The 26,678-nt window shown below is 70.7% G+C and carries 28 protein-coding genes and 1 tRNA gene; 14 read left to right on the forward strand and 15 right to left on the reverse strand.

The annotated features are described in order from the left end of the window. Positions 1 to 82: 82 nt before the first annotated feature. The 3 genes from dnaG (at position 83) to F5972_RS32020 (ending at position 4,000) form a co-directional block, all read left to right on the forward strand. On the forward strand, positions 83 to 2,050 hold the full coding sequence (dnaG, locus tag F5972_RS32010; protein WP_225312080.1) for a DNA primase: 1,968 nt from the start codon (positions 83 to 85) through the stop codon (positions 2,048 to 2,050). Between the two features lie 146 nt (positions 2,051 to 2,196). After that, a complete protein-coding gene (gene rpoD / locus F5972_RS32015) occupies positions 2,197 to 3,336 on the forward strand; it encodes an RNA polymerase sigma factor RpoD (RefSeq protein WP_204283337.1) in 1,140 nt (379 codons plus the stop codon). 160 nt (positions 3,337 to 3,496) lie between these two features. After that, a complete protein-coding gene (locus F5972_RS32020) occupies positions 3,497 to 4,000 on the forward strand; it encodes a hypothetical protein (protein WP_225312081.1) in 504 nt (167 codons plus the stop codon). 145 nt (positions 4,001 to 4,145) lie between these two features. Here F5972_RS32020 and F5972_RS32025 read toward each other — a convergent pair whose 3' ends face one another. Next, positions 4,146 to 4,448, reverse strand: a complete 303-nt coding sequence (locus F5972_RS32025) for a YtxH domain-containing protein (RefSeq protein ID WP_150939040.1) — start codon at positions 4,446 to 4,448, stop codon at positions 4,146 to 4,148. A 266-nt stretch (positions 4,449 to 4,714) separates the two neighbouring features. Here F5972_RS32025 and F5972_RS32030 point away from each other — a divergent pair. Further along, positions 4,715 to 4,787, forward strand: a tRNA-Asn gene (locus F5972_RS32030). Positions 4,788 to 5,171: 384 nt separating this feature from the next. On the opposite strand, the gene F5972_RS32040 is transcribed toward F5972_RS32030, so the two are convergent. Then, the gene (locus F5972_RS32040; RefSeq protein ID WP_150939041.1) at positions 5,172 to 6,194 is read right to left on the reverse strand and encodes a dipeptidase; all 1,023 of its coding nucleotides are present in this window, start codon (positions 6,192 to 6,194) and stop codon (positions 5,172 to 5,174) included. A 97-nt stretch (positions 6,195 to 6,291) separates the two neighbouring features. On the opposite strand from F5972_RS32040, the gene F5972_RS32045 reads away from it, so the two are divergent. The 3 genes from F5972_RS32045 (at position 6,292) to F5972_RS32055 (ending at position 7,931) form a co-directional block, all read left to right on the forward strand. Next, entirely contained in the window at positions 6,292 to 6,924 is a 633-nt protein-coding gene (locus tag F5972_RS32045; protein WP_150939043.1) for a TetR/AcrR family transcriptional regulator, read from the forward strand. Between the two features lie 201 nt (positions 6,925 to 7,125). Continuing rightward, a complete protein-coding gene (locus F5972_RS32050) occupies positions 7,126 to 7,461 on the forward strand; it encodes an ArsR/SmtB family transcription factor (protein WP_150939045.1) in 336 nt (111 codons plus the stop codon). Next, positions 7,458 to 7,931 carry an SRPBCC family protein gene (locus F5972_RS32055; protein WP_225312082.1) on the forward strand — a complete coding sequence of 158 codons (474 nt, stop codon included), beginning with the start codon at positions 7,458 to 7,460 and terminating at the stop codon, positions 7,929 to 7,931. The genes F5972_RS32050 and F5972_RS32055 overlap by 4 nt, the downstream gene beginning before the upstream one ends. 17 nt (positions 7,932 to 7,948) lie before the next feature. Here the strand turns inward: F5972_RS32055 and F5972_RS32060 are convergent, their stop codons facing one another. Further along, on the reverse strand, positions 7,949 to 8,827 hold the full coding sequence (locus F5972_RS32060) for a LysR family transcriptional regulator (protein ID WP_150939048.1): 879 nt from the start codon (positions 8,825 to 8,827) through the stop codon (positions 7,949 to 7,951). A gap of 83 nt (positions 8,828 to 8,910) precedes the next feature. On the opposite strand from F5972_RS32060, the gene F5972_RS32065 reads away from it, so the two are divergent. Both F5972_RS32065 and F5972_RS37600 read left to right on the forward strand, forming a co-directional pair. Next, positions 8,911 to 9,636 carry an SDR family oxidoreductase gene (locus F5972_RS32065; RefSeq protein ID WP_150939050.1) on the forward strand — a complete coding sequence of 242 codons (726 nt, stop codon included), beginning with the start codon at positions 8,911 to 8,913 and terminating at the stop codon, positions 9,634 to 9,636. Positions 9,637 to 9,754: 118 nt separating this feature from the next. Then, positions 9,755 to 9,913, forward strand: coding sequence for a hypothetical protein (locus F5972_RS37600; protein WP_191910416.1), 159 nt, complete (start codon positions 9,755 to 9,757; stop codon positions 9,911 to 9,913). A gap of 42 nt (positions 9,914 to 9,955) precedes the next feature. On the opposite strand, the gene F5972_RS32070 is transcribed toward F5972_RS37600, so the two are convergent. Further along, complete coding sequence (locus F5972_RS32070; protein ID WP_150939052.1) at positions 9,956 to 10,570, reverse strand: dihydrofolate reductase family protein; 615 nt, start codon at positions 10,568 to 10,570, stop codon at positions 9,956 to 9,958. A 260-nt stretch (positions 10,571 to 10,830) separates the two neighbouring features. Between F5972_RS32070 and F5972_RS32075 the strand changes: the two genes are divergently transcribed. Then, positions 10,831 to 11,466: a DUF3800 domain-containing protein gene (locus tag F5972_RS32075; protein WP_150939054.1), complete on the forward strand. Its 636-nt coding sequence runs from the start codon at positions 10,831 to 10,833 to the stop codon at positions 11,464 to 11,466. Positions 11,467 to 11,703: 237 nt separating this feature from the next. Here the strand turns inward: F5972_RS32075 and galK are convergent, their stop codons facing one another. From galK to F5972_RS32120, 10 genes are all read right to left on the reverse strand, one after another. Beyond that, complete coding sequence (gene galK / locus F5972_RS32080; RefSeq protein WP_150939056.1) at positions 11,704 to 12,825, reverse strand: galactokinase; 1,122 nt, start codon at positions 12,823 to 12,825, stop codon at positions 11,704 to 11,706. A 112-nt stretch (positions 12,826 to 12,937) separates the two neighbouring features. Beyond that, complete coding sequence (locus tag F5972_RS32085) at positions 12,938 to 14,599, reverse strand: catalase (protein WP_150939058.1); 1,662 nt, start codon at positions 14,597 to 14,599, stop codon at positions 12,938 to 12,940. A 138-nt stretch (positions 14,600 to 14,737) separates the two neighbouring features. Then, on the reverse strand, positions 14,738 to 15,151 hold the full coding sequence (locus F5972_RS32090; RefSeq protein ID WP_150939060.1) for a VOC family protein: 414 nt from the start codon (positions 15,149 to 15,151) through the stop codon (positions 14,738 to 14,740). Next, positions 15,148 to 16,065, reverse strand: coding sequence for a helix-turn-helix domain-containing protein (locus F5972_RS32095; RefSeq protein ID WP_150939062.1), 918 nt, complete (start codon positions 16,063 to 16,065; stop codon positions 15,148 to 15,150). The genes F5972_RS32090 and F5972_RS32095 overlap by 4 nt, the downstream gene beginning before the upstream one ends. A gap of 63 nt (positions 16,066 to 16,128) precedes the next feature. Further along, a complete protein-coding gene (locus tag F5972_RS32100; protein WP_150939064.1) occupies positions 16,129 to 17,169 on the reverse strand; it encodes a zinc-dependent dehydrogenase in 1,041 nt (346 codons plus the stop codon). Beyond that, positions 17,166 to 17,630 (reverse strand): PTS sugar transporter subunit IIA, encoded by a 465-nt coding sequence (locus tag F5972_RS32105; RefSeq protein ID WP_150939066.1) that lies wholly within the window; start codon positions 17,628 to 17,630, stop codon positions 17,166 to 17,168. The genes F5972_RS32100 and F5972_RS32105 overlap by 4 nt, the downstream gene beginning before the upstream one ends. Further along, complete coding sequence (locus F5972_RS38515; protein ID WP_225312083.1) at positions 17,623 to 17,931, reverse strand: PTS sugar transporter subunit IIB; 309 nt, start codon at positions 17,929 to 17,931, stop codon at positions 17,623 to 17,625. The genes F5972_RS32105 and F5972_RS38515 overlap by 8 nt, the downstream gene beginning before the upstream one ends. Positions 17,932 to 17,934: 3 nt before the next feature. Beyond that, a complete protein-coding gene (mtlA, locus tag F5972_RS32110) occupies positions 17,935 to 19,080 on the reverse strand; it encodes a PTS mannitol transporter subunit IICB (protein WP_225312084.1) in 1,146 nt (381 codons plus the stop codon). A 184-nt stretch (positions 19,081 to 19,264) separates the two neighbouring features. Beyond that, positions 19,265 to 20,206 (reverse strand): 1-phosphofructokinase, encoded by a 942-nt coding sequence (pfkB, locus tag F5972_RS32115; protein WP_150939068.1) that lies wholly within the window; start codon positions 20,204 to 20,206, stop codon positions 19,265 to 19,267. Then, complete coding sequence (locus tag F5972_RS32120; protein ID WP_150939069.1) at positions 20,203 to 20,964, reverse strand: DeoR/GlpR family DNA-binding transcription regulator; 762 nt, start codon at positions 20,962 to 20,964, stop codon at positions 20,203 to 20,205. Before F5972_RS32120 ends, pfkB begins: the two co-directional genes overlap by 4 nt. A 213-nt stretch (positions 20,965 to 21,177) precedes the next feature. Here F5972_RS32120 and sigJ point away from each other — a divergent pair, with 213 nt between their 5' ends. The 3 genes from sigJ to qcrB are packed head-to-tail and all read left to right on the forward strand — an operon-like array spanning position 21,178 to position 25,034. Beyond that, positions 21,178 to 22,149 (forward strand): RNA polymerase sigma factor SigJ, encoded by a 972-nt coding sequence (gene sigJ / locus F5972_RS32125; RefSeq protein WP_150939071.1) that lies wholly within the window; start codon positions 21,178 to 21,180, stop codon positions 22,147 to 22,149. 27 nt (positions 22,150 to 22,176) lie between these two features. Then, on the forward strand, positions 22,177 to 23,376 hold the full coding sequence (qcrA, locus tag F5972_RS32130; RefSeq protein ID WP_150939073.1) for a cytochrome bc1 complex Rieske iron-sulfur subunit: 1,200 nt from the start codon (positions 22,177 to 22,179) through the stop codon (positions 23,374 to 23,376). Continuing rightward, entirely contained in the window at positions 23,373 to 25,034 is a 1,662-nt protein-coding gene (gene qcrB, locus F5972_RS32135) for a cytochrome bc1 complex cytochrome b subunit (protein ID WP_404803093.1), read from the forward strand. Before qcrA ends, qcrB begins: the two co-directional genes overlap by 4 nt. 83 nt (positions 25,035 to 25,117) lie before the next feature. Here the strand turns inward: qcrB and F5972_RS32140 are convergent, their stop codons facing one another. Beyond that, entirely contained in the window at positions 25,118 to 25,663 is a 546-nt protein-coding gene (locus tag F5972_RS32140) for a hypothetical protein (RefSeq protein WP_150939075.1), read from the reverse strand. Positions 25,664 to 26,121: 458 nt separating this feature from the next. Between F5972_RS32140 and F5972_RS32145 the strand changes: the two genes are divergently transcribed. Further along, entirely contained in the window at positions 26,122 to 26,649 is a 528-nt protein-coding gene (locus F5972_RS32145) for a sigma factor-like helix-turn-helix DNA-binding protein (RefSeq protein WP_150939077.1), read from the forward strand. Positions 26,650 to 26,678 lie beyond the last annotated feature (29 nt).

Here is a 26,678-nt window from a genome sequence, read left to right on the forward strand (position 1 = left end):
GGTTCCGGAAAGTCGTGACATGTCCGCACGCCCGGACGAGGGGCGACCCGGCCTGTCGGAGGGCGGCACTAGACTCGCCAGCGTGGCAGGGCGAAGCGGGCGGATCAGTGACGATGACATCGCGCTCGTACGGGAGCGCTCACCGATCGCCGACGTCGTCGGCGAGCACATCCAGCTCCGCAACGCGGGCGGGGGCAACCTGAAGGGGCTGTGCCCGTTCCACGACGAGAAGTCGCCCTCCTTCAACGTGACCCCGGCCCGGGGCTACTACTACTGCTTCGGCTGCGCCGAGGGCGGCGACGTCATCACGTTCATCCGCAAGATCGACAATCTCACGTTCTCCGAGGCGGTCGAGCGGCTCGCGCAGCGCGCCGGCATCCAGCTGCGCTACGAGCAGGGCGGCTACGTGCCGGGCCGCGAGCAGGGCGAGCGGGTGCGGCTGATCGAGGCGCACCGCGCCGCCGCCGAGTTCTACGCCGAGCGGCTGTCCGGCCCGGAGGCGGGCCCCGGGCGGCGCTTCCTGTCCGAGCGCGGCTTCGAACGGGCCGACGCCGAGCACTTCGGGGTCGGCTACGCGCCGAACGAGTGGGAGGCGTTGTCGCGGCACCTGATGGGCCGCGGGTTCACGTCCCAGGAGCTGATCAAGGGCGGGCTCGCCCGCGAGGGCAGGCGCGGGCCGGTCGACCGGTTCCGCGGCCGCCTCGTCTGGCCGATCCGCGACATCACCGGCGACGTCATCGGCTTCGGGGCGCGCAAGCTGCTCGACTCCGACGACGGCCCCAAATACCTGAACACCCCCGAGAGCCCGATCTACCACAAGAGCTCGGTGCTGTACGGCGTCGACCTGGCCAAGCGGGAGATCGCGCGGCGGTCCCAGGCCGTGATCGTGGAGGGGTACACCGACGTCATGGCCTGCCACCTGGCCGGCGTGCCGACCGCGGTGGCCACCTGCGGCACCTCCTTCGGCGAGGAGCACATCAAGGTCCTGCGCCGCCTGCTGCTCGACCAGGCCGAGTTCCGCGGCGAGGTCGTCTTCACCTTCGACGGCGACTCCGCCGGGCAGAAGGCCGCCCTGCGCGCCTTCCAGGACGAGCAGAAGTTCGTCACGCAGACCTTCGTCGCGGTGCAGCCCGACGGCCTCGACCCCTGCGACCTGCGGGTCAAGCACGGTGACGCCGCCGTGCGCGACCTTGTCGCCGGCCGTGAGCCGCTGTTCGCCTTCGCGGTGCGCAGCGTCCTGTCCCGCTACGACCTCGACACCAACGAGGGCCGCCTGGCCGCGCTCGACGCCGCCGCGCCCATCGTGGCCTCCATCAAGGACCCCGGGCTGCGCAAGGCGTACACGGTGGACCTCGACCGCTGGCTCGGCTTCATGGACGAGGGCTTCGTCATCCGGCGCGTGCAGCAGACGGCCGGCCGGGCGCAGGAGAGCGGGCGCGGCCCAGGGGGACGTGCCCAGGGCGGACAGAGCGGCCCGGGCGGGCGTGTCGCGGCCGGGCAGCAGGCGGGCCGCGGACCGGCCACGAGACCGGACCCGGCGGGCCCCGACCCGGCGGACCCCGCCGTACGGCTGGAGGCCGAGGCGCTCAAGCTCGCCGTGCAGCGGCCCGCCCTGCTCGGGCCCGAGTTCGACGCGCTGGGGCCCGAGACGTTCACGCTGCCCGAGCACGTCGCGTTGTTCGGCGTCGTCGCCGCGGCCGGCGGGACCGCCGCCGGTGGCCCTGGCGGGCGCGAGTGGGTGGACCGGCTGCTGGAGCAGACGGAACCCGGAGCCGCGGGCGCGGTGCCCGGCGTCGACCTGAGGTCGCTCGTCACGCGGTTCGCGGTCGAGGCCGTGCGCGCGGATGTGAGCGTCGAGGAGCGGTACGGCGCGGCCGTCCTGGCCAAGATCCAGGAGACCGCGGTCGGCCGGGCGGTCGCACGGCTGAAGTCGCGGTTGCAGCGGCTCAACCCGGTCGACGAGCAGCAGGAGTACAACCGGCTGTTCGGCGAACTGGTGGCGCTGGAACAGCAGCGACGCGTGTTGCGGGAACGCGCGAGTGGGGCCTGAATAAGTCTCCCTTTCCAGACCGCACAGTCGCCAAACATATACTTTGATCTCGATTCGGTATTGACTTTGGCCTTACCTTGGGTGACAAAAATAGGCCTGCCGTTTAGTGGCGCCTTTCCTGCACACTGTGTTGCGTGGGTGCATCGGTGCTGCCAAGCAGGCCGCCATCGGTAGATCAGGTGGCGGACCTCGTCGCGAAGGGAAGGGAACGCGGGAGCGTCACGGTTGACGACGTGGCCGCCGCGCTCGACCGATCCGAGTTGCCGGCCGACGCGCTGGAGCGCGTCGTGCGGATGCTCGCCGAGAACGGGGTTGAGGTCCTCGAACCGCAAGGGGACGAGGAGCCCAGCAAGCCGGACGAGGAGGACGTCGGCAAACGGGCTCCGACGAGTGACCTGGTCAGGATCTACCTGCGGGAGATCGGCAGGGTCCCCCTGCTCACCGCCGAGGAGGAGGTGGAACTGGCGAAGGCCATCGAGGCCGGGCTGTTCGCCGAGGACAAGCTCTGCGAGAGCCTCGCCGCGAGGTTCGCCCGGCCGGAGCTCGAAGACCTCGTCTGGGAGGGCGTGCGCGCCAAGCAGCGGCTCATCGAGGCCAACCTCAGGCTTGTGGTCTCGATCGCCAAGCGATACGTCGGCCGCGGAATGCTGTTCCTGGATCTCATCCAGGAAGGCAATCTCGGATTGATCCGCGCCGTGGAGAAATTCGATTACACGAAGGGTTACAAGTTCTCCACGTACGCGACATGGTGGATTCGCCAGGCGATCACCCGGGCGATCGCGGACCAGGCGAGAACGATCCGCATTCCCGTCCACATGGTGGAGACGATCAACAAACTGGTCCGCGTGCAGCGTCAGCTTCACCAGGACCTCGGCCGGGAGCCGGCCCCCGAGGAGATCGCCGCCGAGATGGACCTGCCCATCGACCGGGTGGTGGAGATCCAGCGCATCGCGCAGGAGCCGGTCTCGCTCCAGGCGCCCATCGGCGAGGAGGACTCCGACCTCGGCGACTTCATCGAGGACGCCGACGCCGTGGTGCCGATGGAGGCGGCCGCCTTCATCATGCTGCAGGACCAGCTCGACGACATCCTGGCCACGCTGTCGGAGCGCGAGCAGCGGATCATCCAGCTCCGGTTCGGCCTCGCCGACGGCCACCCCCGCACGCTGGAGGAGGTCGGCCGCGAGTTCGGCGTGACCCGTGAGCGCATCCGCCAGATCGAGTCGAAGACGCTGGCCAAGCTGCGTCACCCCACCCGGGCGCAGATGCTCAAGGACTACCTCGACTGACGCCGTCGTCACGCGGACGAGCGCCCTCCGGTCCCAGCGGGAGGGCGCTCGTCCGCGTCATGACCCTTGTATCGATTGCTCCCGGCCCTGCGACCGGGACGGGTCGGGCCGCCGGATAGCCTGCGGGTGATACCGGTCGTCGTCCGCTGGCGGTGTTCCCTTGACTGCATCCAGGCCCTCCCTGTCCCGCCTGTTCGGCTCCCGCCTGCCCCGTGAGGTCCGTACGGGACTCGCGCTCGAAGGCGGCGAGCGCCCGATCAGCCACGCGCGTACGGCGGAGGGCGGGCACGTGGTCGCCACCACCCGGGCGCTGCACCTGCCCGGCGGGCCGCGCCTGCCCTGGCACCTGATGGACAAGGCCGTGTGGGACGAGGAGGGCGTGACCGTCACGATGACCGACGGAGCCGTCCACCGGGTCGTCCTGCCCGAGCCCGGGCGGCTGCCGGAGGCGATCCGCGAGCGGGTCACCTCGACGGTCGTCGCGAGCCGCCACGTGACCATCGACGGGCGCGGGGGAGTGCGCCTGGTCGCCCGCCGCGTCCCCGGCTACGACACCCCGCGCTGGGAGTTCATCTTCGACCCGGGGCTCGACGCGACGGACCCGGGCCTGCGCGCCCACGCCGAGCAGGCGCTCGAAGAGATGCGGCGCAGCCTCGGCGTCTGAGGTCCTTCTTCGGGGCCCTTGTTTGCGGCCCTTCGCGGGACGAGAAAGCGGCGGCCTCCCGGCAGGTGCCGGGAGGCCGCCGCTCGCGTCCGATACCGCCGGGCCGACGGCCCGGAGACCGGTTGGGGATCGCCCGGAGGAATCCTCAGTGGAGTTGGTCGGTGCCGGGCCCCGGCCAGCCGGTGGCCGCGCCCACCCTGTCGGTCCTGTCGGACTCCCAGGTGTCCGTCCTCTTCAGGAACGGCACCTTGTCACCCGCCAGATCCTTGGCCTTGCCCGCGACCTTCGAGGCCTGCGCGCCGACCAGTCCCGCCGCCTCCTGCACCGTAGGGCTGTCCGCGAACCGCTGCGTGAAACGCTTGATCTGCTCGTAGCGTTCGCGCCCGGCCCGCGTGCCGAGGACGTAGCCGACGGCCAGCCCGGTGGCGAACATCGCCTTGTATCGCATCTTCCACCTCCGCGCTCGTGTTCCACGCCCCTCTACCCCGAGGGCCTGTCTCTATCCAACAGCAGAGCTCCCGGCCCCGCTCCGGTGGACCCGGTGACCCCCTGCGGCCCGCTTGAGCTTCGGCCCCGCACTCTTTGCCGTACGGCGATCAGGAGCGGGGGAGCCGTGGACGTATTCGATGTGACACGCACCCCCCAGAGTGCGCTAATCTAGTTCCGCGCCGCAAGGAAAGCCGAAAGGCCGGAACGAGCGGAGCAGAGTTTCGATCCCGTGTAGCTCAATCGGCAGAGCAGCCGGCTGTTAACCGGCAGGTTATAGGTTCGAGTCCTATCGCGGGAGCATCTCAACCCCGGGCCGGTGGTCAACGACCACCGGCCCGGGGTTTTTCCATGTGGCGCTCCAACCTCGATCTTGCGCGCCCATCCGGTGGGTACCAATGGGCCGGCCCAAGGCCAGGATGCGGCCACGCGTAGGCGGAGACGCCGTCCGCCGCGGACCGGGCGGGCGGCGACGGCGAACAGGCGAGACCGCAGCCGTTCCGGTTCACGACGTCGGGCCGGTTCATCGAAGGCGAGCATCTGCATCCAGGCGATGATTTCCCAGGCCGGTGCGACGATCTCCGAGCGGTTCCTCGGTGCTGACAGCGCTGGGCTTGCAGGCCGAACGGCGGGCCCGCGCTCGCCGGCGCCGGGTGCCATCAAGACCGGTTACTCGAGGGGTGGGTCACCAGGTGGCGTGCAGCACGCGCAGCCAGTTCGCGTGCGCGATGCCTGTCATCACCTCGTCGTCGTATCCTGCGTCGTGCAGCGCTGCCAGCAGCCGGGGAAGGAGCATGGCCCCGCTGGGGTAGTCGGCGTTGGGCGAGCGGTACAGGTCAGAGCCCAGGGCCACGTGGTCGGGCCCGGCCCGGTCGATGAGGTAGCGGATCTGGTCCATCACGTCGCTGACGATCCCGGCCGGTGAGGGAACGACGCCTTCGAGGCTGACGCCGATCACGCCGCCGCTGTCCGCGATCGCGGTGATCTGGTCGTTGGTGAGTGCCCGGCTGGTGGGTGACAGGGTGTGGGCGGCGCCGTGGGTGACCACGAGCGGTGCCTGGGAGCAGGCCGCGACGTCCCAGAATCCGGCGGTGTTGAGGTGGGCGAGGTCGACCAGGATGCCGAGGTCGTTGCAGGCGCTTACGAGTCGGGTGCCGGCCTCGGTCAGGCCGGGGCCGATGTCCGGGGTTCCTGGGGAGTGGTACGGCACGCCGTACCCGAAGCTGTTCTGGCGGCTCCATGTGATCGCCAGCGAGCGCACGCCAGCGGCGTGGAAGAGGCAGAGGGTCTCCAGATCGGTGTCGATGGCATCGGCGTCCGCGAGGTGCAGCACTGCGGCGAAGGCGCCATCGTGTCGGGCTCGGGTCAGGTCGTCCACCGTGCGAGCCAGCTGTACCCGGCCCTTCGACTCTCGCACGAGCCGGAGTAGGGCGCCGATGCCGGCGATGTTCTGGTCCAGGGCGTAGTGGCGGTCGAGTTGCGGCGGGTACTCGATCTGGAGGCCGATGTCGGTCTTGGTCATCTGGAGGCGGTCGACGGGCGGCACCATCACCTCGAACAGGCCTCCGCCCAGGCCGTGCGTGGAGCCCAGGTCCGACGGCGGGACCTGGGCGGGGGGCGCGCCGGTGAGCGGCGCCTTCGTGTCGTAGTCGGCCAGGCCTGCGATGAAGTCGCTGTGTCCGGCGAAGATCCATGGTTGGTCGGTCATCTGAACCCTCAGTCAAGATGAGACTAGCCGGTCTAGTCTCGTTCGTCAGGCAATCTAGACCGAACGGTTCCGTCTAGGCAACTGGTAGGCTCCGGTCATGGAGCGAGAAGCGGGGAGCCGCCGTTCACCTGCCAAGCGCAAGGCCATCGTGCAGGCGGCTTTGGAGCTGTTCCTTGCCGAGGGATACGCCAGGGTCAGCATGGACGCGATCGCCGCCCGCGCCGGGGTGGGCAAGCAGACCGTCTACAGCCACTTCGGCAACAAGGAACGGCTCTTCCTCGCTGTCGTCGGCGAGGCCCGGACCGCGGCGAGCGCCACGCCAGACGGATCGGCAGAATCAATCGGCCATACAGGTGACCCGCGAACCGACCTCCAAGCCGTGGGCGAGCGCCTCCTGCGCGTCGTCCTCTCACCCGCCGTCGCGGCGCTACATCGGCTCACGGTCGCCGAACTCACCCACCAGCCCGAACTCCAGCAATCCTGGCGAGAGACGAGTTCCGACGCGATCCTCGAGGAGGTCGCGAACTACCTGGCGGCGGCCGACAGAGCCGGAACGCTGGAGGTCCCCGACCCCCTCCTGGCAGCGCGCCAGTTCGTGCTCCTTGTGGCCACCGAGGGACGAGTGCGTACGCTGCACGGCACCCAACCCCTTGCCGACGCCGAACGCCAACAGGTCGCACGCGAAACCGCAGAATTGATCATCCGGGCTCACCGTCCAAGCGGTTGCTGACCTGTATGGCCGCTTGGAGCTCGACATGAGTCGCCACCTGGAGCTGGACGGCGTCCCGCTCGGGCGGGCCGGCGCCCTGTGGCGCACGTGGTCAGGCGCCGGGGTTCGCGGTCGAGGGCGCGGGAGTGGTCATGATGGGTCCGTGCCTGGCAGTGCAATCTCTCATTGCACCAGGTGGTTCAGTAAAGTAATGTGAACCACATGGTTCAGCATGAGGTCCTCGATCGTACGTTCGCGGCCATCGCGGACGCGACACGACGGCAGATCCTCGTACGACTCGGGCAGGGCCCCGCCTCGATCGGCGAGCTGGCCGAACCGTTCGGCATGTCGCTCACCGGCATGAAGAAGCACGTACACGTCCTGGAGAACGCCGGGCTGGTCGTCACGGAGAAGGTCGGGCGATCACGGCAGTGCCGCCTGGGAACCGAACGCCTGGAGGACGCGATGTCCTGGATCCGGTTCTACCAGCGGCTCTGGGAGCGCCGGCTCGACGGCCTCGACGCCTACTTCACCCTCAACAAGGAGACCGAGCAGTGACCCACGACATCGATACCGCTCAGCTGCGCGTTACCCGCGTGATCCCGGCGAGCCCGGCGGAGGTCTTCGACGCCTACACCGACGCCGAGAAGCAGAAGATCTGGTTCAGCATCCTCGACGAGGAGCCCGGCATCGTCGAGATCGAGGTCGACCTGCGCGTCGGCGGCCGGCAGACCGCGGTGTGGGGGCCGGATCACGACACCCTGTTCCGGGAGACGCAGACCTTCCTGGTCATCGACCGCCCGCACCGCCTGGTCACCGAATCCACCGGGACCAGCCCGGACGGCATGACCATGACGACCACGATCGAGGTCACGTTCGAGGAGCACGACGGCGGAACGCTCCTGACTGTGGTGCAGAGCGGGTTCCCGGCGCCGGAAATGCGGGACTTCTTCGTGCAGGAGGTCTGGGCCGGGGCGCTCGATCGGATCGAGACGTACGTGCGCCGCGAAGCGGAGCAGACCACGTGAACGCCCCGGAGCCGGACTCAGGCGGACTGACCAGCCAGTGCGGTGTCGCGGAGCCTGGCCGCGCAGCGGACGAGCGCCGCGACCGCCGGTGAGCGGCTGTTCGGCGGCCATGCGATCACCGTGGTGACGTCCGGCGCGTCGACGACGGGCACCGCGACGTGTTCGGGCCACTGCCAGGCCCGGCTGGAGGCCGGGATGACGAGCAGCGTTCTGCCGAGCGCCACGAGCTGGGCGAGTTGCGACTGGGTGTGCACCTCCGGTCCGGGCCCGTCCGGGTAGGAGCCGTCGAGCCGGGGCCATCGGGCGATCGGCAGGTCCGGCACGTCGCGTACGTCCGCCAGCGTGAGCCGATCGCGGGACGCGAGGGGATGCGCCGCGGGAAGGATCGCGACCTGGCCCTCGACGTGGAGGTCCTCGGTGTCGAACCCGGCGAGGTCGTCGTACGGCCGGTGCACGAGTGCCACGTCGGCGCGTCCGTCGCGGAGCAGGCCCGCCTGCTCGCCGACCTCGCACAGGAGGACCTCGACCGGTGCCGCGCCGGGCTCTCTGGCGAACGCGTCGAGGAGCCGTTGCAGCAGCTCATGGGATGCCCCGGCCTTCGACGCGAGCACCAGCGGCCGCTTCGGGTCTCCGGCGCGCCGCGTACGGCGCGCGGCGGCCGCCACCGCGTCGAGGGCCGTGCCGGCCTCGCGGAGCAGCACCCGGCCGGCGTCGGTGAGCGCCACTCCGCGACGGTTCCGATCGAGAAGCCGGACGCCGAGCCGCCGCTCCAGCTGGCTGATCGCGCGTGAGAGCGGCGGCTGTGCGATCCCGAGCCGGTCGGCGGCGCGTCCGAAGTGCAGTTCCTGGGCGACGGCGACGAAGTACCGGAGTTCGCGGGTCTCGAGGTCCTCCACGGGCGGAGCCTACCGGCTGATACCTGCCGAGTATCACAGCCCACTCAGACGGTGTTGGACGACACGCGTGCGGGCTCGCGAGCATGGATCGGGTGAACGACAGGAAGACCGCGCTGGTGACCGGCGCGAACAAGGGAATCGGCTTCGCCATCGCCCAGGGTCTCGGGGCGATCGGCTTCACGGTGGCGGTGGGGGCGCGCGACGACGTCAGGCGCAAGGAGGCCGTCGAGCGGCTGTGTGCCGCAGGAGTCGACGCGTTCGGGGTCGCACTCGACGTAACCTCCGACGAGAGCGTCGCCGCGGCGGCGGAGACGATCGAGCGGACGGCGGGACGGCTCGACGTTCTCGTCAACAACGCGGGCATCTCCGGCCGGATGGACGGCGGCGCGCAGGACCCGACGACGCTCGACCTCGACGTCGTCCGCACCGTCCTCGACACGAACGTGTTCGGGGTCGTCCGGGTGACGAACGCGATGCTCCCGCTGCTCCACCGCGCGGACGCGCCGCGCATCGTCAACATGTCGAGCACCATGGGCTCGCTGACGCTGCAGACCGGCCCGATCCTGGCCGCGTACGCGCCGTCGAAGACGATGCTCAACGGCATCACGACCCAGTACGCCCGCCGGCTCGCCGACACGAAGGTCATCGTGAACGCCTGCTGCCCGGGTTACGTGGCGACCGACTTCACCGGCTTCAACGCGCCGCGGACGCCCGAGCAGGGCGCCGCGATCGCGATCCGGCTCGCCACCCTCCCGGACGACGGACCGCGCGGCGGCTTCTTCGACGACGAGGGCGTCGTGCCCTGGTGATTCCCGGACGTACGGGGAAACCGCGCCGGGCGGCGTTTCGGCGACCGCCGAGCAGGGCGAGCCATATGAGCTCACCCTGTGGTCCGGCGAGTCGGCGGCGCACGTCTCCGGTGAGGAGGTGACGCAGTACGGTGATCGAAGTCTCTGGGACGAGCTGGAGGACGTCTTCTTCAGGTGGATCCAGTGGGGCAGCCCTGACCGGACCCGGTTCGGGCTGACCGTCACCCCCGAAAGCCAACATGTCTGGCTCGACCGGCCAGACAACACGATCCGCTGAGTGGCGCCGGTAGACGACCTTCGTTCCTCCTTGTGAAGGCGGCTACTTCCCTTCGGGCACCTGGTCCTTGACCTCGTCGTAGCCGACCTTGGCAGGTGCCGCGGTCGGCGAGTAGATCACGCGGATCACGCCCGTCGGAAACGCCTCCGTCGCCGTCACCTTCAGGTGGTACGGCGCGTCGCCGTCGTCGAACAGCCTGCGGCCCTTACGCGCCGCCACCGGATGCACCAGCAGGCGCACCTCGTCGACCAGGCCGGCCGCGAGCAGTTGCTGCACGACGGAGATCGACCCGGGGATGAGGATGCCCCTGATGCCGGCGTCGGCCTTGAGCGCGGCGGCGGCGTCGAGGAGGTCGCCCTTGACCAGCTCGGAGTTGCGCCAGGAGAACTCCAGCGGCTGGCGCGAGACGACCACCTTGCGCATGTCCCCGAGCTGCTTGGCGAACGTCGCGTCCTCCCCGCCCGCGGCCTCGCGACCGGGCCAGGCGCCGGCGAAGCTGTCATAGGTCTCACGCCCGATGAGCAGCACGTCGGCGGTGTCGTAGTCCTCGCCGACGGCGCGGCCCATGTTCTCGTCGAAGTACGGGAAGTGCCAAGCGGGGTCGATCTCGGCCACCCCGTCGGCCGAGATGAACAGCGTGGAAATGATCTTCGCCATGATGACGATCCCTTCAGGTCAGGTGGCGCCGGTAGTCAGACCGGCGCGGCATCCCGAACCTATCGGCCGCGACCGACAAGACGTCTGGCTCGACCGGCCGGACACGTGCTTCGGTGGGAGAGGCGATCCCCAAGACCCTCACGGCGGCAACGCGAAGGCCGGCAGGGCCGGTCATCGGGCTGGTATTCGAGAGCAAAGTCCCGGCCACATGGTAGGAAAGATTTCCATTGTTTGCCGAGCTAAAGGCTAGCGAAATCTATATGCATGCCGACGAAACCGGCAATATGGATATGAGCGGGTGGCCTGGAGCAAGTCTCTACTTCGGCTTCGGGACGGCCGTGTTCGGCGGGGAACATGGCCGGGAGGTGTGGGATGGCCTGCGTCTGCGGTGCGATCTGGAGAGGCGCGGCGTCAATCTGCCCAGAGGCCTTCATGCGAAGAATGACTCGCATGCTACCCGTGACGAGATGTTTGATCTGATAGGTCGCCAAAGACCGCGAATCGACGTCACGTTTCTCTGCAAGACGAGGGCGCATCCGGCGATTCGAGAGCGACCGCACTGGCTGTACAAGCTGGCTTGGTACTCACACTTCAGGGACGTGCTTCCGCTGGTCAGCGCGCCGGGGGATACCCTCTGTGTGATCGTGGCCACGCTCACCACCAACCGGAGGCTCATGGATGCGCGTGAAGCGCTTTCAGATGTATGCCGTGAGTTGGCCGTGGACCGGGAGGTGGTGCTCTGCGTCCGGGACGCACAAAGCTCATGGGGGATCCAGGTGGCGGATTACGGCCTATGGGCGGTGCAGAGGATTTTGGAAGGCCGACCCTGCAAATGGTACGAGAGTCGAATTCAGCCCCATCTGGCTTCGATGTTGACTCCCTGGGGCACCGTATGAGTGAGGCCGGCTATCCCGGTCTCCCGGGAAGAAGTCCCCTGGACCTCTTGTCACCGACCACTGTAAGTACACGTCACGGCGCTGCGTCCGTCAAGCGCTTCCGCATCATGGGCGGCGAATTCAACAGGCACGGCTGGCGCGACGACCAAGGGAAGTTTGGGCGGCGCATCTTGGGCTGTTGTCCGACGCCGAGATCCGCGACGCTCGTGACCTCGATCAAATGAGCGGTCGGCGTTTTCAGTGGATGCGGTGGGCGCCGGGGGCGGGGGTGGCGGGCAGGAACGTGGGCGGGGCCCAGCCGCGTTCGGCGTAGGCGCGTTCGACCGTCGTGCGTACCCGGTCCACCCGGTCGTCGGCGACGAGCGCGATGGCCGAGCCGCCGAAGCCGCCGCCGGTCATCCGCGCCCCCCGTGCGCCGCCCCGGACCGCGCTCTCGACCGCCACGTCCAGCTCCGGGCAGGAGACCTGGTACTGGTCCCGCAGCGACAGGTGCGAGGCGTTCAGCAGCGCGCCGATCTCCTGTACGGCTCCCGCGCGCAGCAGCCCGATGACGGCCTCCACCCGGTGGTTCTCGGTGACGACGTGCTGGGTGCGGGCCCGTTCGTCGCCGCTCAGCCGGGACAGCGCCCCGGCGAGGTCGGTCACGTCCCGCAGCGACGCGACGCCGAGGTGCTTGGCCGCGTTCTCGCAGTCCTGGCGCCGTTTCGCGTACTGCCCGTCGGCCAGTTCGTGGTGGACGCCGGTGTCGATGATGAGGATCTGCAGGCCGTACGCCGACAGGTCGAACGGAACGGCACGGTTGGCCAGCGAGCGGCAGTCGAGGAACAGCGCGTGCCCTTCCCGGCCGAGCGCGGAGGCCGCCTGGTCCATGATCCCGCAGGGCATGCCGACGAAGTCGTTCTCGGCCTTCTGGCACAGTTTGGCCAGCTCCATCGGCTCCAGGCCAAGGCCGTACAGATCGCTCAGGGCGAGCCCGACCGACACCTCCAGCGCGGCGCTGGACGACAGCCCGGCGCCCGTGGGCACGTCGCCGTCGATCATGATGTCCGCACCGCGGACCGGCAGGCCGGCGCCGCGCATCACCTGGAGCACCCCGGCCGGGTAACGCACCCAGCCCTCGGCCCGGTCGAGGTCGTCCAGCGCCTGCTCCTCGCCGGGCATCTGGAGGGAGGCGATCCGCACCGTGAGGTCCTCGCGGGGACGCACGGCCGCGGTGACGCCCCACGGCACCGCGAACGGCAGCACGAAGCCGTCGTTGTAGTCGGTGTGCTCGCCGATCAGGTTCACCCTGCCGGGCGCGTGCCAGATTCCGGCGGGTTGCTCGCCGTACGCCTGGAAAAAAGCACCAGCAACGCCCACGATCGCACACTCCTCGACATTCTCGGCCTCCCCGTAGGGTAGCGACCTTCGAGGTCGCCGACATGGCGGGGCCCGGCTCGGGATGCCGAGCCGGGCCCCCACCTCACGGGTGTCACATCGCGGGCACCTCGGCCCGCTCGTCCGGGACGCAGTGCGTCATCTTCAGGCCCGAGACGTCGCGCGGGCCGTTCTTGCCGAGGGCGGACAGGCGCTGCCTGTCCTCGTCGGTCAGGTCCTGGCTCGCCAGCGGCTCCAGGTGCTTGACGTCGTCCGGCGTGATGCCGAGGCCCTCGCCGACGCGCAGCCCGAGGTCGTCCTCGACCAGCAGGAAGTGCCAGACCATGCGCTCCTGGATGGGGCGCACGCACTGCGACAGCTGCCCGACGAGGTTCTCCACCAGGTCGTCGCGCTCCCACTGCTCCATGAGCAGATAGCGCTCGCCCGCCTGCTTGTAGTCGTTGGTCCGCGGGATGCGCTTGCGGGTGAGCCTGCCGACGATCTCCGGGCCCTGCTCGTCGTGCGTCGGGAACCGCGCCTCGCGCAGCCCGCCGGTGATCGAGGGCTCGTAGTTGACGTGCGGGTTCTCGCCCGCCTGGTCCTGCTGGTAGGTCATGAGGCCGTCGCGCTGGTTCGTCCGCACGTTGGCGTTCTTGGCCTGGTTGACCGGCAGTTGCAGGTAGTTCGGCCCGACGCGGTAGCGCTGGGTGTCGCTGTAGGAGAACGTGCGGCCCACGAGCATCTTGTCGTCGGAGAAGTCCAGCCCGTCGACCAGGACGCCGGTGCCGAAGGAGATCTGCTCGTTCTCCGCGAAGTTGTTGCTCACGTTGCGGTCGAGGACCATGCGGCCGACCGGCTTGGCCGGGAAGAGCTCCTCGGGCCAGACCTTGGTGTCGTCCAGCGGGTCGAAGTCCAGCTCGGGGTGCTCCTCGTCGCTCATCATCTGGACGAGCAGCTCCCACTCCGGATGGTCGCCGCGGTCGATCGCCTCGCGGAGGTCCTTGGTCGCGTGTCCCAGCTCGTGGGCCTGGACGCGGGCGGCGTCCTCGGCCGTCATGCTGCGGACCCCCTGCTTGGGCATCCAGTGGTACTTCACGAGGTGGGTCTCGCCCTCGGCGTTCACCCACTTGTACGTGTTGACCCCGAATCCCTGCATGTGCCGGTAGTCCGACGGGATGCCCCGCGGGCTGAACAGGTTGACCAGCATGTGCATGGCCTCGGGCGTCTGCGACATGAAGTCGAAGATGCGGTTCGGCTCCTGCCGGAACGTCACCGGGTCGGGCTTGAGTGCGTGGATCACGTCGGGGAACTTGATGGCGTCGCGGATGAAGAACACCGCGAGGTTGTTGCCGACGAGGTCCCAGTTGCCGTCCTCGGTGTAGAACTTCACCGCGAACCCGCGCGGGTCGCGGGCGGCCTCCGACGAGTCCCGCCCCCCGATCACCGTCGAGAACCGCACGGCCACGTCGGTGCGCTTGCCGGCCTCCTGGAACAGCTTCGCCCTCGTGAAACGGGCGATCGGCTCGTCGCCCCACGTGCCGTACGCCTCGAAGAAGCCGTACGACGTGGCGCCGCGCGCGTGGACCACCCGCTCCGGGATGCGCTCCCGGTCGAAGTGGCTGATCTTCTCCAGGAACTGGTAGTTCTCGAGGGTGGCCGGGCCGCGTGCGCCGACCGTCCGCTGGTTCTGGTTGTCGTAGACCGGGTGCCCTTGACGGTTGGTCAGCACCGGGCGCTCGTCTCCGGGCTCCGGTCCCTTGCTCGACACGTCCGTCATGGGACGGCTCCTCTCAGATCACGTTTGAACTGTTAGTCCTTGTCAATGCCTCCCTATCCGGTTTTCGGCGGGGTATTCACGGGGATGGAGATCGGTCCGGCCCCGCCGGGCGCTGCCCGGCGGGGTGGCGGAGGGTGATCAGCCCTTCACGCGCGGCTCGCCGCGGTAGGTGCCGAACGACCAGAGGTTGTCCTCCGGGTCGCGGACCGTGAACTCGCGGGACCCGTAGTCGGTGCCGGACGGCTCCTGGACGACGCGCGCCCCCGCGGCGGTCGCCCGCGCGTACAGCCCGTCGACGTCGTCGGTCACGACGTACGCGCCGAACGAGCCGGGGGTGAGGGTCCACTTGTCGTCCGGCGTCTCGCGGACGCTGCCCAGCATGATCCCGCCGCCGGGCGGCCAGGAGAGCTGGGCGTGGCCGACGTGGTCGCCCTCGCCGTACACGGCGGTCTCCTCGAAGCCGAAGGCCTCGACGAGGAAGGCGATCAACGCGCGGGCGTCCCTGGCCCGCAGGGTGGGCCATACCTGAGGTGCTGGTGTGGTGTCGTTCATGCCGCCGAGTCTGGCCGTACGTCCTCGCCCCAGGCTTGGACGTATCGGAACGGCGCCCCCTCTTCGGCCAGCCACCGGCTCGGGGAGCATCCGGCGAGGCTCCGGAACTCGCGGGCGAGGTGCGCCTGGTCGTAGAACCCGCACTCGGCCGCGGCGTCGGCCAGCGCGATCCGCCGTCCGGACGCCGACGCGTTCTGCAGCAGGCGGCGGACCCGGTCGAACCGGACGACCCGCGCCGCCTCCTTGGGAGACAGGCCGATTTCCTCCCGGAACCGGCTGTTGAGGTGCCGGGCGCTCCAGCCCGCCTCGCGGGCGAGATCGGACACGGTGACCCGGCCACCGGCGGCCAGCATCCGCCGCCACGCCAGGGTCACCTCCGGCGGCCGCTCCCGGGTGGGGCGGGTGCGCCGGGACAGGACCGCGTCGAGGGCCGCGAAGCGGTCGTCCCACCCGGTCGCCCCCAGCAGGCGCTCGCGCAGTTCGCCCGCCAGGGCGCCGAGGACGTCGGCGCCGTCCAGGTCGAGCCCGGACAGCTCCCCGGCCGGCACCCCGAGCAGGGCCCGCGCGCCGAGCGGCGTGAGCGCGAGCTGGACCCCCGACTGCCGCCCGTCGTGCGTGACGATCGCGGGAGCGGTGTGCAACCCGCCCACCAGCGTGTCGTACGACCCCGCCGGGGTGCGGGGATCGGGATGCGCCGCGACGACGAGCGGGTCGTCCAGCGTTACGATCATGGTCAGGTACGGCGAGGGCAGGCCGCGATGCGTCCCGGGCGGGACGCCCGCGTCGCGGTAGCCGCTGTACCACGCGACCAGCGGACGCAGCGGGGGAGCGGGCCGCCGCCGGACGTACCGGGCCTCCTCCCGCTCACCCCCGTGCTCGCCGGGATCCGCTGTCCGCCCTTTCGATGCCGCCATCCGCCGTTCCTCCCCTCCGCGTCCCCAGTCTCCCCGACGGGGAGCGCGTCGGTCACCGGCGCATCAGGGTTCGATCGTGACCTTGATGGCGGCGCCGCGGGCGACGACGTCGATGGCGTCCATGACCTCGTCGAGGCCGAGGCGACGGGTGATCAGGTCGGCGACCGGCACCGCGCCCTCGGCGATGAGCCGCAGGGCGCGGGCGTTGTGCGCCGGGCTCGACCCGTTCGCGCCGACGATGGTCAGCTCCCGGTAGTGCACGAGGTTGGAGTCACAGGCGATGATCGGATCGTCCTTCGGCAGCCCGCCGAAGAAGCTGATCCGGCCCTGCCGCGCGGCCATCTGCAGCGCCTGCTGCTGGGCCGCCCCGGAGGCCGCCGCGGTGATCACCACATCGGCGCCCCGGCCTCCGGTCAGCTTGAGCACCTCGTCCACGACGTCGGTCTCACCCGAGCAGATCGCCGCGTCCGGCCGTACGAGGCCGGCGGCCATGGCGAGGCGCTCGGCGTTCAGGTCGGCGAGGAACACCCGGGCCGCGCCGCGGGCGCGGGCGAGCCGCACGTGCAGGCAGCCGATCGGACCCGAGCCGACGACGACCACGTCGTCGCCCTCGCCGACGCGGGCCAGTTCCTGCCCGTTGAGCACGCAGGCGAGCGGCTCGGCGAGGGACGCCTCGGCGAAGCCCACCCCGTTGGGGACGCGGTTGAGCCCGTCCACGGCGAGCACCTTGGCCGGCACGACCATGAACTGCGCGAAGCCGCCGTCGTAGTGGTAGCCCATCGACTCCTGGTTGGGGCAGACCGTGAGGTGGCCCCGGCGGCACTCCTCGCACTCGCCGCAGGGGATGGCGGCGATCACCTGCACCCGGTCGCCCGGGCTCCAGCCGGTGACGCCCTCGCCGAGCTCCGCGATCTCTCCGGCGATCTCGTGGCCCATCACCCGGGGCGGCCTGATGTGGTGGTGCCCGAACCGGTAGATCTTCACGTCCGTGCCGCACGTCGAGCAGGCGCGCACGCGGATCTTGACCTCGCCGGGGCGGGCGACCGGCTCGGGCGCCTCCTCCAGCCGGATGTCTCCGGGCGCGTGGAATCGGGCGACTTTCACTCCGGGTCCTCCTCTTCGTCGGGCCGCAGCAGGCCGATGACCTCGTCGACCTCGGTCGCCGCGCGCAGGGCCGCGGCGCGGTCCGGGTCGAGCAGGATCCGGGCGAGCGACGACAGCAGCCGCATGTGGCCGCCCCCGCGTGCGGCGATGCCGACGCACACTGTTACGCGCTCGCCGTGCCAGTCGACGCCCTCCGGGAAGCGCAGCACACAGAGGGCGTCGTGGCGGACCGCCTCCTTCGACTCCAGCGTGCCGTGGGGGATGGCGACGCCCTCGCCGACGTACGTCGAGATCGACCGCTCGCGTTCGAGCATGGCCTCGGCGTAGGTGCCGTCCACCGCGCCGACCTCCTGGAGCACCGCTCCGCACTGCCGGATGGCGTCCTCGAGGTCCGTGGCGGCCGCGGCCGTCCGTACGGCGCGGGGGTCGAGGGGGAGCGGGGCCGTGGCCCGGTCAGCCATCGATCTTGCCTCCGCTCTTGATGGCGTCGACGACCCGCGTCACGGCCGGGTCGCCGATGAAGACCTGGAACGGCACGAGCGCGACCCCGGGGGCGCTCGCCCTGGCCCGGTCGGCCAGCCCGGCGTGGCAGACGATCACGTCGGCGTCTTCGGGGATCGAGTTGACCGGGGTGTGCTCCACGGTGACCTCGGTGCCCTTGAGCTGCCTGCGCAGGGTGCTCGCCAGCATGACGCTGCTGCCCATGCCCGCGTCGCACGCCACGACGAGCTTGCGGACGTCCTTGCCCTGGATGCTGGACACGTTCTACGCCTCCTTGGTGGCGGGCACGCTCTCGGCCGCCGTCTCGCTGCTTGGGTCGTGCTTCTCGGTGCTCGTGCCGTCGATGTCGTCCGCCTGGTCGCCGTTGGCGCGGCCGAAGCCCAGCAGGGCGGCGGCCACGGCGAAGGAGACGGCTGTCGCGATCACGATCCCGGCGATCACCCCGAACCAGCCGCCCTTCGGGGTCACCGCCATGTAGGCGAAGATGCTGCCCGGCGACGGCGTCGCGACCAGGCCCGCCCCGGTGACCAGGAAGGTGAGCACACCCGAGGCGCCACCGGCGATCACCGCGAGGATCAGGCGCGGCTTCATCAGCACGTACGGGAAGTAGATCTCGTGGATGCCGCCGAAGAAGTGGATGATCATGGCGGCCGGGGTGCTCGGACGCAGGGACCTCGGGCCGAACAGCAGGTAGGCGATCAGCAGGCCGAGGCCCGGGCCGGGGTTGGACTCCAGCATGAACAGGATCGACTTGCCGTGCTTGACCGACTCCGCGACGCCCAGCGGCCCGAGCACGCCGTGGTTGATCGCGTTGTTGAGGAACAGCACCTTGGCCGGCTCGATGATGACCGACGCGATCGGCAGGAGCGAGTGGGAGACGAGCCACGACACGCCGTCGCCCGCGACCTCGGTGACCTTCTCCACGACCGGGCCGATGGCGAGGACGCCGGCGATCGCCATGACGGCGCCGACGATGCCGGCGGTGAAGTTGTCGACCAGCATCTCGAAACCGGCTCTGGTGCGCTCGGCGGTGAACCGGTCGGCGTACTTGAGGACCAGCGCGGCCAGCGGGCCGATGACCATCGCGCCGAGGAACATCGGGACGTCCGCCCCGACGACGACGCCCATCGTCGCGACGGCGCCGACGACCGCGCCGCGCTGGGCGTGGACCATCCGGCCGCCGGTGTAGCCGATGAGCACGGGGAGGAGGGTGCCGATGATCGGGCCGACCAGCTCGGCGAGGGTCTTGTTCGGTATCCACCCGGTCGGGATGAACAGGGCGGTGATGAGGCCCCAGGCGATGAAGGCGCCGATGTTCGGCATGATCATCCCGGCGAGATGGCCGCCGAAACGCTGGATCGTGGCCCGCACACCGGTGCCGTGGACGGTGGGGGTATAAGGCGTGGCCATGGAAAATGCTCCTTCCGGGCGACCGGCCTGGCGGGCCGGCTGGGGGGTTCCCGGGTCGCCGCCGTCCCCGGGCAAAGCGGGCGAAGCGAGTGGATCAGTAGGGGCAGAGCGAGCGGAGCGGGCGGTCGGCAGGGCCGATTCGGTGGGCGCGGGGTTCGGTGGACAGGGGGTTCGGTCGGCGCGGTCAGTGGGGGGAGAGCGGCCGGGCCGGGTCGGGAGGGCCGATCCGGACGTGGGTGCGATCGATGTCGGCCGGGCCGGGCATCCGGCTGCCGGGCAGGCCCACGGCCGCCCCGGCCCAGGCCAGGCCCTCGGCGAGGGCCGTCCCGCCGCGGGCCCCGGCGGCGAGGAAGCCCGCCAGCAGTGCGTCGCCCGCGCCCACGCTGCTGCGCGGCTCCTCGACCGCGCATTCGCCGTACCAGATCTGGTCGTCGTCTTCGACCAGCAGCGCGCCGTCGGCGCCGAGGCTGGTGAGGACGGAGCGCGCGCCCATCGCGCGCAGCTTGCCGACGGCGTCGAGCACGTCGCCGACGTGGGCGATCGACGTGCCGGTGGCCTCGGCGAGCTCGTCGCGGTTGGGCTTGACCAGGGCCGGGCCGGCGTTCACGGCGGACACGAGGGCGGGGCCGCTGGTGTCGACCGCGAGGTTGATGCCGGCGTCGGCGAACCGGCGGCCCAGCCCGGCGTACACGTCGACCGGGACGCCCGGTGGGAGGCTGCCCGAGGCGACCACCCAGTCGGCCGACCGGGCGGCGTCGAGCACCGCGCCCGCCAGCGTGTCCAGCTCGGCGGGGGTCAGCGCGGTGCCCGGCTCGTTCACCTTGGTGACGGTGCCGTCCGGCTCGGCGATGGCGACGTTCGACCTGGTGGTGCCCTCTACCGGCACGGGGACCATGTCGATGCCCTCCTCGGACAGCAGGTCGAGCAGCCGGCGCCCCTCGCTGCCGCCGTACGGGATGACCGCGCACGACCGCACGTCGTTGGCCAGCAGGGCGCGGGAGACGTTGACGCCCTTGCCGCCGGGGTCGAGGTGGGTGGCGGCGGCGCGGATGACCGCGCCGCGGGTGAGCGCGCCGACCTCGATCGTGCGGTCGAGGCTGGGGTTCAGGGTCAGCGTCAGGATCACGCGCGCACCACCTCCGGCCCGGCGGCGGCCAGCGCGGCGGCGAGGTCGGGGTCGATCCCGGCGTCGGTGATGACGACGTCGATCTCGCGGAGCGTCGCGAAGCGCGCCAGATAGGTGGCGGAGAACTTCGTGTGGTCGGCCAGCAGGACGGCGCGGTCGGCGCAGGCGATCATCGCCCGTTTGATCGCCGCCTCGGCGGGGTCGGGGGTCGTCAGGCCCTTGGCCACCGAGCAGCCGTTGGTCGCCATGAAGGCGACGTCCACGTTGAGCTGCGACAACTGCTGGATGGCCCAGTCCTCCACGGTCGCCAGCGTCCGGCCGCGCACCCGGCCGCCCAGCATGAGCACGGTCAGGTTGGGGCGGCTCGCCAGCATCGTGGCCAGCGGGGGCGAGTTCACGACGACGGTGAGCTCGCGGTCCGGCGGCAGCGTCTGCACGAGCCGGCTCGTCGTGGAGCCCGCGTCGAGGACCACGGCGCCGTCCTGCGGAAGCTCGGCCAGGGCGGCCTTGGCGATGCGTTCCTTCTCGGCCGTCATCACCTCGTCCCTGGCGGCCAGGGCGGGCTCGAACCCCAGGCGCTCGACCGGGATGGCGCCGCCGTGCACGCGCCGCAGGACGCCCGCGCGCTCCAGGGCGGTCAGGTCGCGGCGGATCGTCTCCGTGGTGACGCCGAACCGCTCGGCCAGCGTCACCACGTCGACCCGGCCGGCGTCCCGGGCCGCCCGCAGGATGTCCTGCTGCCGCTCCTCGGCGTACATCGTGTTGGTTCACCGCCGTTTCGATGTTGTTTCGTATGTGTTTATACCTGGCTGTGTTGGAAGGTCAAGAGTGGCGCAGATCACGAAAAGGGCAATACGCGGGAAGTCCCCCTGCGTGGGGGCCTCTCCGGCGGTCTCGCACCCCGTGCCGCCCGTGTCACGTCTCGTGCCTCCGGCGCGTCTCTATAGGGGAGGCGGAGACAAGGAGGCCAGATGCCCGCGGTGACCGAGGGGCAGCCCGCGCCGGTCGCCAGTTTCGAGAGCAGCCGTGAGCTGCTCTTCGGGGTGGCGTACCGGGTGCTGGGCAGCGTGAGCGACGCCGAGGACGTCGTCCAGGAGGCGTGGCTGCGGTGGGACCGCGTCGACCACGCCAGGATCGCCGACCCCCGGTCCTTCCTCGTCCAGGTCACGACGAGGCTCGCCCTCGACCGGCTGCGGTGGGCGAAGGCCCGCAGGGAGGCGTACGTCGGGCAGTGGCTGCCCGAGCCGCTGCCGACCGGGCCCGCGATCGAGGACGGCGCGGAGATCGCCGACTCGGTCTCCGTGGCCATGCTCGTGGTGATGGAGACCCTCTCCCCGCTGGAGCGGGTCGTGTTCGTGCTCCGCGAGGCGTTCGAGTTCTCCTTCGCCGACATCGCGGTGATGGTCGGCCGGTCCGAGGCCGCGGTCCGGCAGCTCGCCCGTCGCGCCCGCTCGCACGTCCGGGAGCGGCGGCCCCGGTTCCGGCAGGACCGCGACGTCCGCAGGCGGGTGACGGAGCGCTTCCTGGCCGCCTGCCTGGGCGGCGACCTGCGGGCGCTGCTCGACCTGCTCGCCCCCGAGGTCACCTTGTGCATCGACGGGAACGGCCGCCGCGGCGTGGCCAGGAACCGGGTCGAGGGCGCGGAGAAGGTCGGCCGCCTGCTCGTCCGCGGCCTGCGCAGGGTCCTGCGCCCGGACGGCGCCGCGGTCGCCGCCACCGGCGACGCCCGTGACGACATCGGGAGCGGATCCGTCGTGGACGTCAACGGCGGGCCCGCGGCGCTCATCACCGCGGGGGACGAGCCGATCGCGGTGATCGTGGTCGACGTCGACCTCGCCGCCGACCGCGTCACGCGCATCTGGATCATCGCCAACCAGGACAAGCTCGGGGGCGTCGAGGGCCGGCGACCCGGAAGACCCAGGCCCGTCCGCGCCGCGGGCTGACGGGCCGCGAGAGAAGCGACTTTCGTCATGACGGACAACGAGCACGAGACCGGACGCCCGGACGGGCGGCCTGAGGGGCGCCCGGAGCGGCGGGCGCCCGCCCGTGTCATCGGCACCCCTTCGACCGAGGCTCCCTTATCCGGTGCACCCTTGTCCGGTACGCCCATGTCCGGGCGTCCGGGCGCGGCGGACGAGGGCCCGGTCCTCGAGGACCCGGACTTTCCCGCCGTCCCCGGCGTCGCGGGCGTCGTTCCGCAGGACGAACGGACGGCCCGCAGGGCGGAGCGGATCGCGGCGCTGTGCTTCCTGCTCGCGTTCGCCGCGCTCGTGGCCTTCCTCGTGACCTACGTCCGGCTCCAGACCGGCGGCCTCCGCGCGACGGGCGCCTCGCACGTCGCCCTCGGCGGGACGCTGACGCTGGCGCTGCTGGCGCTGGCCTCGGGGATCGTGATCTGGGTGCGCCAGATCATGCCGAAGTACGAACTGGTCCAGCGGCGCCACCCCATGGCCTCACCCGAGGACGTGCGGGCCGAAGTCGCGGCCACGTTCGTGCGCGGCGCCGGGGAGAGCGGCATCGTCAGGCACCGGCTGCTGCGCCGCACGCTGCTGCTCGCGGCGGCGCCGCTCGGCCTGGCGCCGCTGGTGCTGCTGCGCGACCTCGACACCACCGGCGTGCCCGCCGCACAGCTCCACCGGAAGCTGCGGCACACGGTCTGGGGGGAGCGGACCAGGGACGGCAAGCCGCTGCGCCTCGTCGTCGAGGGCACCGGCCAGCCGATCCGCGCGGCCGACTTCAACTCGCCCGGAGGCATCCTGTCGGTCGTCCCCCAGGGCTACGAGCACGACCTGAACGTCCTCGCCAAGGCGACGGTGATCCTCGTCAAGTTCCGTCCGGAGGAGCTGAAAGCCGGCACGAACCGGAACTGGACCCACGACGGGATCGTCGCCTACTCCAAGATCTGCACGCACGTGGGCTGCCCCGCGGCGCTGTACGAGCAGACCACCCACCACATCCTGTGCCCGTGTCACCAGTCCACCTTCGACGCCGCCGACGGGGCCAGGGTCGTGTTCGGCCCCGCCGCCCGGCCGCTGCCGCAGTTGCCGGTCGGCGTCGACGAGGAGGGCTACCTCGTCGCACGCGGCGACTTCGCCGCCCCGGTCGGTCCCAGCTACTGGGAGCGCGGCGACGCGGAGGCGCGGGCCAGGGAGAACGGAGGCCACCTTTGAGTGAACTGAGAACCGTGCCCGAACGCATCGCCGGGCCGGCCACCTTCCTGGACGACCGCCTGGGCGCGGGCGGCTTCGCGAGACGCAACCTGCGCAAGATCTTCCCCGACCACTGGTCGTTCCTTCTCGGCGAGATCGCGCTGTACTCGTTCGTCATCCTGCTGCTTACGGGCACCTTCCTGACGTTCTGGTTCAAGCCGAGCATGGGGGAGATCGTCTACGACGGCACGTACGCCCCGCTCAAGGGGGTGACGATGTCCGAGGCGTACGCGTCCTCTCTGAAGATCAGCTTCGAGGTCCGGGGCGGCCTGCTCATCCGGCAGATCCATCACTGGGCCGCCCTGATCTTCATCGGCGGCATGATGGCGCACGCGCTGCGGGTCTTCTTCACCGGCGCCTACCGCAAGCCGCGCGAGCTCAACTGGATCATCGGAGTGGTGATCCTCTCCGTCGCGCTGTTCGAGGGCCTGACCGGCTACTCCCTGCCCGACGACCTGCTGTCCGGCGCCGGTCTCCGGGTCACCCAGGGGGTGGTCATCGGCCTGCCGGTGGTCGGCACCTACCTCAACTTCTTCCTGTTCGGAAGCGAGTATCCGGGCGAGGACGTCATCTCCCGCTTCTACTCGATCCACATCCTGCTCCTGCCCGGCCTGATCCTGGCGCTGGTCACAGCGCACCTGATCCTGATGTGGGTGCAGAAGCACACGCAGTTCCCCGGCAAGGGACGCACCAACCGCAACGTGGTCGGCGCGCCCTTCTACCCGGCCTTCATGGCGAAGTCGGGGGCGTTCTTCCTGTTCACGTTCGCCGTGATCGCCGGTCTCGGCACGTTCGCGCAGATCAACCCCGTCTGGTTGTACGGGCCGTACAGCCCCGCCGACATCTCGGCCGGCTCGCAGCCCGACTTCTACCTGGCCTTCCTCGAAGGGGCGCTGCGCATCATGCCCGCCTGGGAGCTCAACGTCTTCGGCACCTCCCAGGCCGGCACGATCCCGCTCAGCGTGGTCATCCCCGCGCTGGTGCCGCTGGGGATCATCGTCGTCGGGATGGCGCTCTACCCGTTCCTGGAACGATGGATCACCGGTGACCACCGCGAGCACCACCTCGCGGACCGGCCGCGCGACAACCCGCACCGCACCTCGATCGGCATGGCGGCCATCGCGTTCTACGGCGTGCTGTGGCTGTTCGGCGGCAACGACATCATCTCCGCGAACTTCCGCGTCAGCCTCTACACGACGACCTGGGCCGGACGGATCCTCGTGTTCGTCGCGCCCGCCCTGGCGTACGCGATCACCTACCGCATCTGCCTGGGGCTGCAGCGCTCCGACGTCGCGGTGCTGACGCACGGCGTGGAGTCGGGGGTGATCAAACGGCTGCCGGACGGCAGGTACGTCGAGGTCCACTCGCGGCCGGCGGAGGACATCGAGGCGCACCTGCGCGGCCGGGAGCCGGTGCCGGTGCTGCCGTACGACGAGGCCGTGCCTCCCAAGGGCATGCGCGGGCCGATCGGCAGGCTGCGCCTGCGGATGTCCAGGGCGTACGGCGGGGAGAAGATCCCGATCGCGAACGGCGGCGCGCACGGCGAGAACGGGCAGGCCGCGCTCCCGGCGGGCGCGTCCCCGGACGCTCTTCCGGAGGACCGTGCGCTGACGCGCTGACCCGTCGTGAGCGCCGATGTGGTCCGGGCCGATTCGGCCCGGACCACATTCGGCTGCTCAGTGGCCCTGTTCGATGGTCCTGTTCAGCGATCCCGCTGCTCCGGCACCGGCCACCGCGACTCCGGCGGGTCGGCCGGGCGGATCTCGGTGAACAGCTTGAGCGTCACCGGCCGCAGCCGCTGCCACGCCTCGGCCGGCCAGCGCAGGCTCACCGAGGGGAACACGGTCTCCAGCACGATCTTGAGGTAGGAGCGGCCGGTGCCGGCGACCGGGACCTCCGTGCACAGGGCGGACACGGCCGCGGAGGTCTCCCGCCTGCCGAGCCGCAGCCGGGCGTTCCCCATGACCTCGTTGGGGGCGTGGCCGGTCTCGAGGTCCACCGACTCCCAGAAGAGCACGGGGGCCTCGTCCTCCTGCAGCCAGGACGGATAGACCGGCAACGGCAGCTGCAGCGTGAAGCCCGCCAGCAGCCCGGGAGGGCTCAGATAGAAGGAACCGTGGAAACAGGGCAGTTCGTGCAGGAGCCGAGGCCCCTTCGACGTCGTCATCGACAGCGTTCCCTCGCTGGCGTCCATGGCGATCCGCCACGCGCTCGGATCGGCGTGGGACGCGTCCGGGACGAAGACCATCAGTTGTTCACCTCGCTGTGCGGCAGGGAGGCGGCACGGTGGCGAGCGGAGGGGTTCCGCCGATTCGTGCCGCCAAAAGAATGACGTATCCCGAGGGCCGGAACGTGACATCCGCATTGCGGCGGCAATTCCTCGCGCGTTCACGTGTCACATTCCGCGAGTCGCGTTCGTCTTAATGAGAAAGAGGCGGTCCGGTGCGCCCGCGGGCACCGCCGGAGCCGTCGGCAAAGGGGTGCCGGCCAAGGGAGTCGGGGCAAAGGAGAGGGGAGGAATTCTGGGCGTGGCGGTTCCGCCGGTGTAAATTGCGGGCGACGAGGAAAATCGTCGAATCGGGCGTCGCCGGGGCTTGCGGCGCCGCGCGTACTGGTGTCCGGCAGGGCGGGCGACGGGCGGCGACGTACGGCTGGCGGCCCGGTGGGCGGCGTCCGGAGATCGGACCACGACTACGAGGAGAGCGCATGGAGCGTCATCCGGATGGGCCGGCCGGAGCGGACCACGCGTTCCAGGCGTTCGAGGAACACGCCGCTCTGCTCCACGCGGTGGCGCGCAGCGTGCTCGGCGACGGCGGGGAGGCCGCACGCGTGGTCGAGGAGACCCGGACCCGCTGGCTGGCCCGTCAGGGCGACCGCCCGGCGGGATTCCCGAACGCGCTCATCGGGCTGGTCACCGTGCTGGCGCTGACGCGCCTGCGCGTCGCGCAGGCCAACGGCGAGGAGCACATCGGCCCCTGGCTGCCGGAGCCGCTGAGGGGCGAGCCCGATCTGCAACTGGCCGAGTCGGTCTCGGCGGCCCTGGCGGCCGTCCTCGGCATGCTGGACCAGGACGAGCGGACGGTGTTCCTGCTGCACCACGGCTTCGGGCTCGCGCACACCGACATCGCCGCCGTCACCGGGCTCACGGAGGAGGCGGTGGACGTGATCGACGCCAGGGCCAGAGCGCGGGTGCGCTGCGAGGTGCGCCCTGTCCGGCGGAACGACGGTGGCTGATCCGCACAGCGGAGGGGGCGGGGTGTGCA

This window comes from Microbispora cellulosiformans, assembly GCF_008728085.1.
Classification (GTDB): domain Bacteria; phylum Actinomycetota; class Actinomycetes; order Streptosporangiales; family Streptosporangiaceae; genus Microbispora; species Microbispora amethystogenes.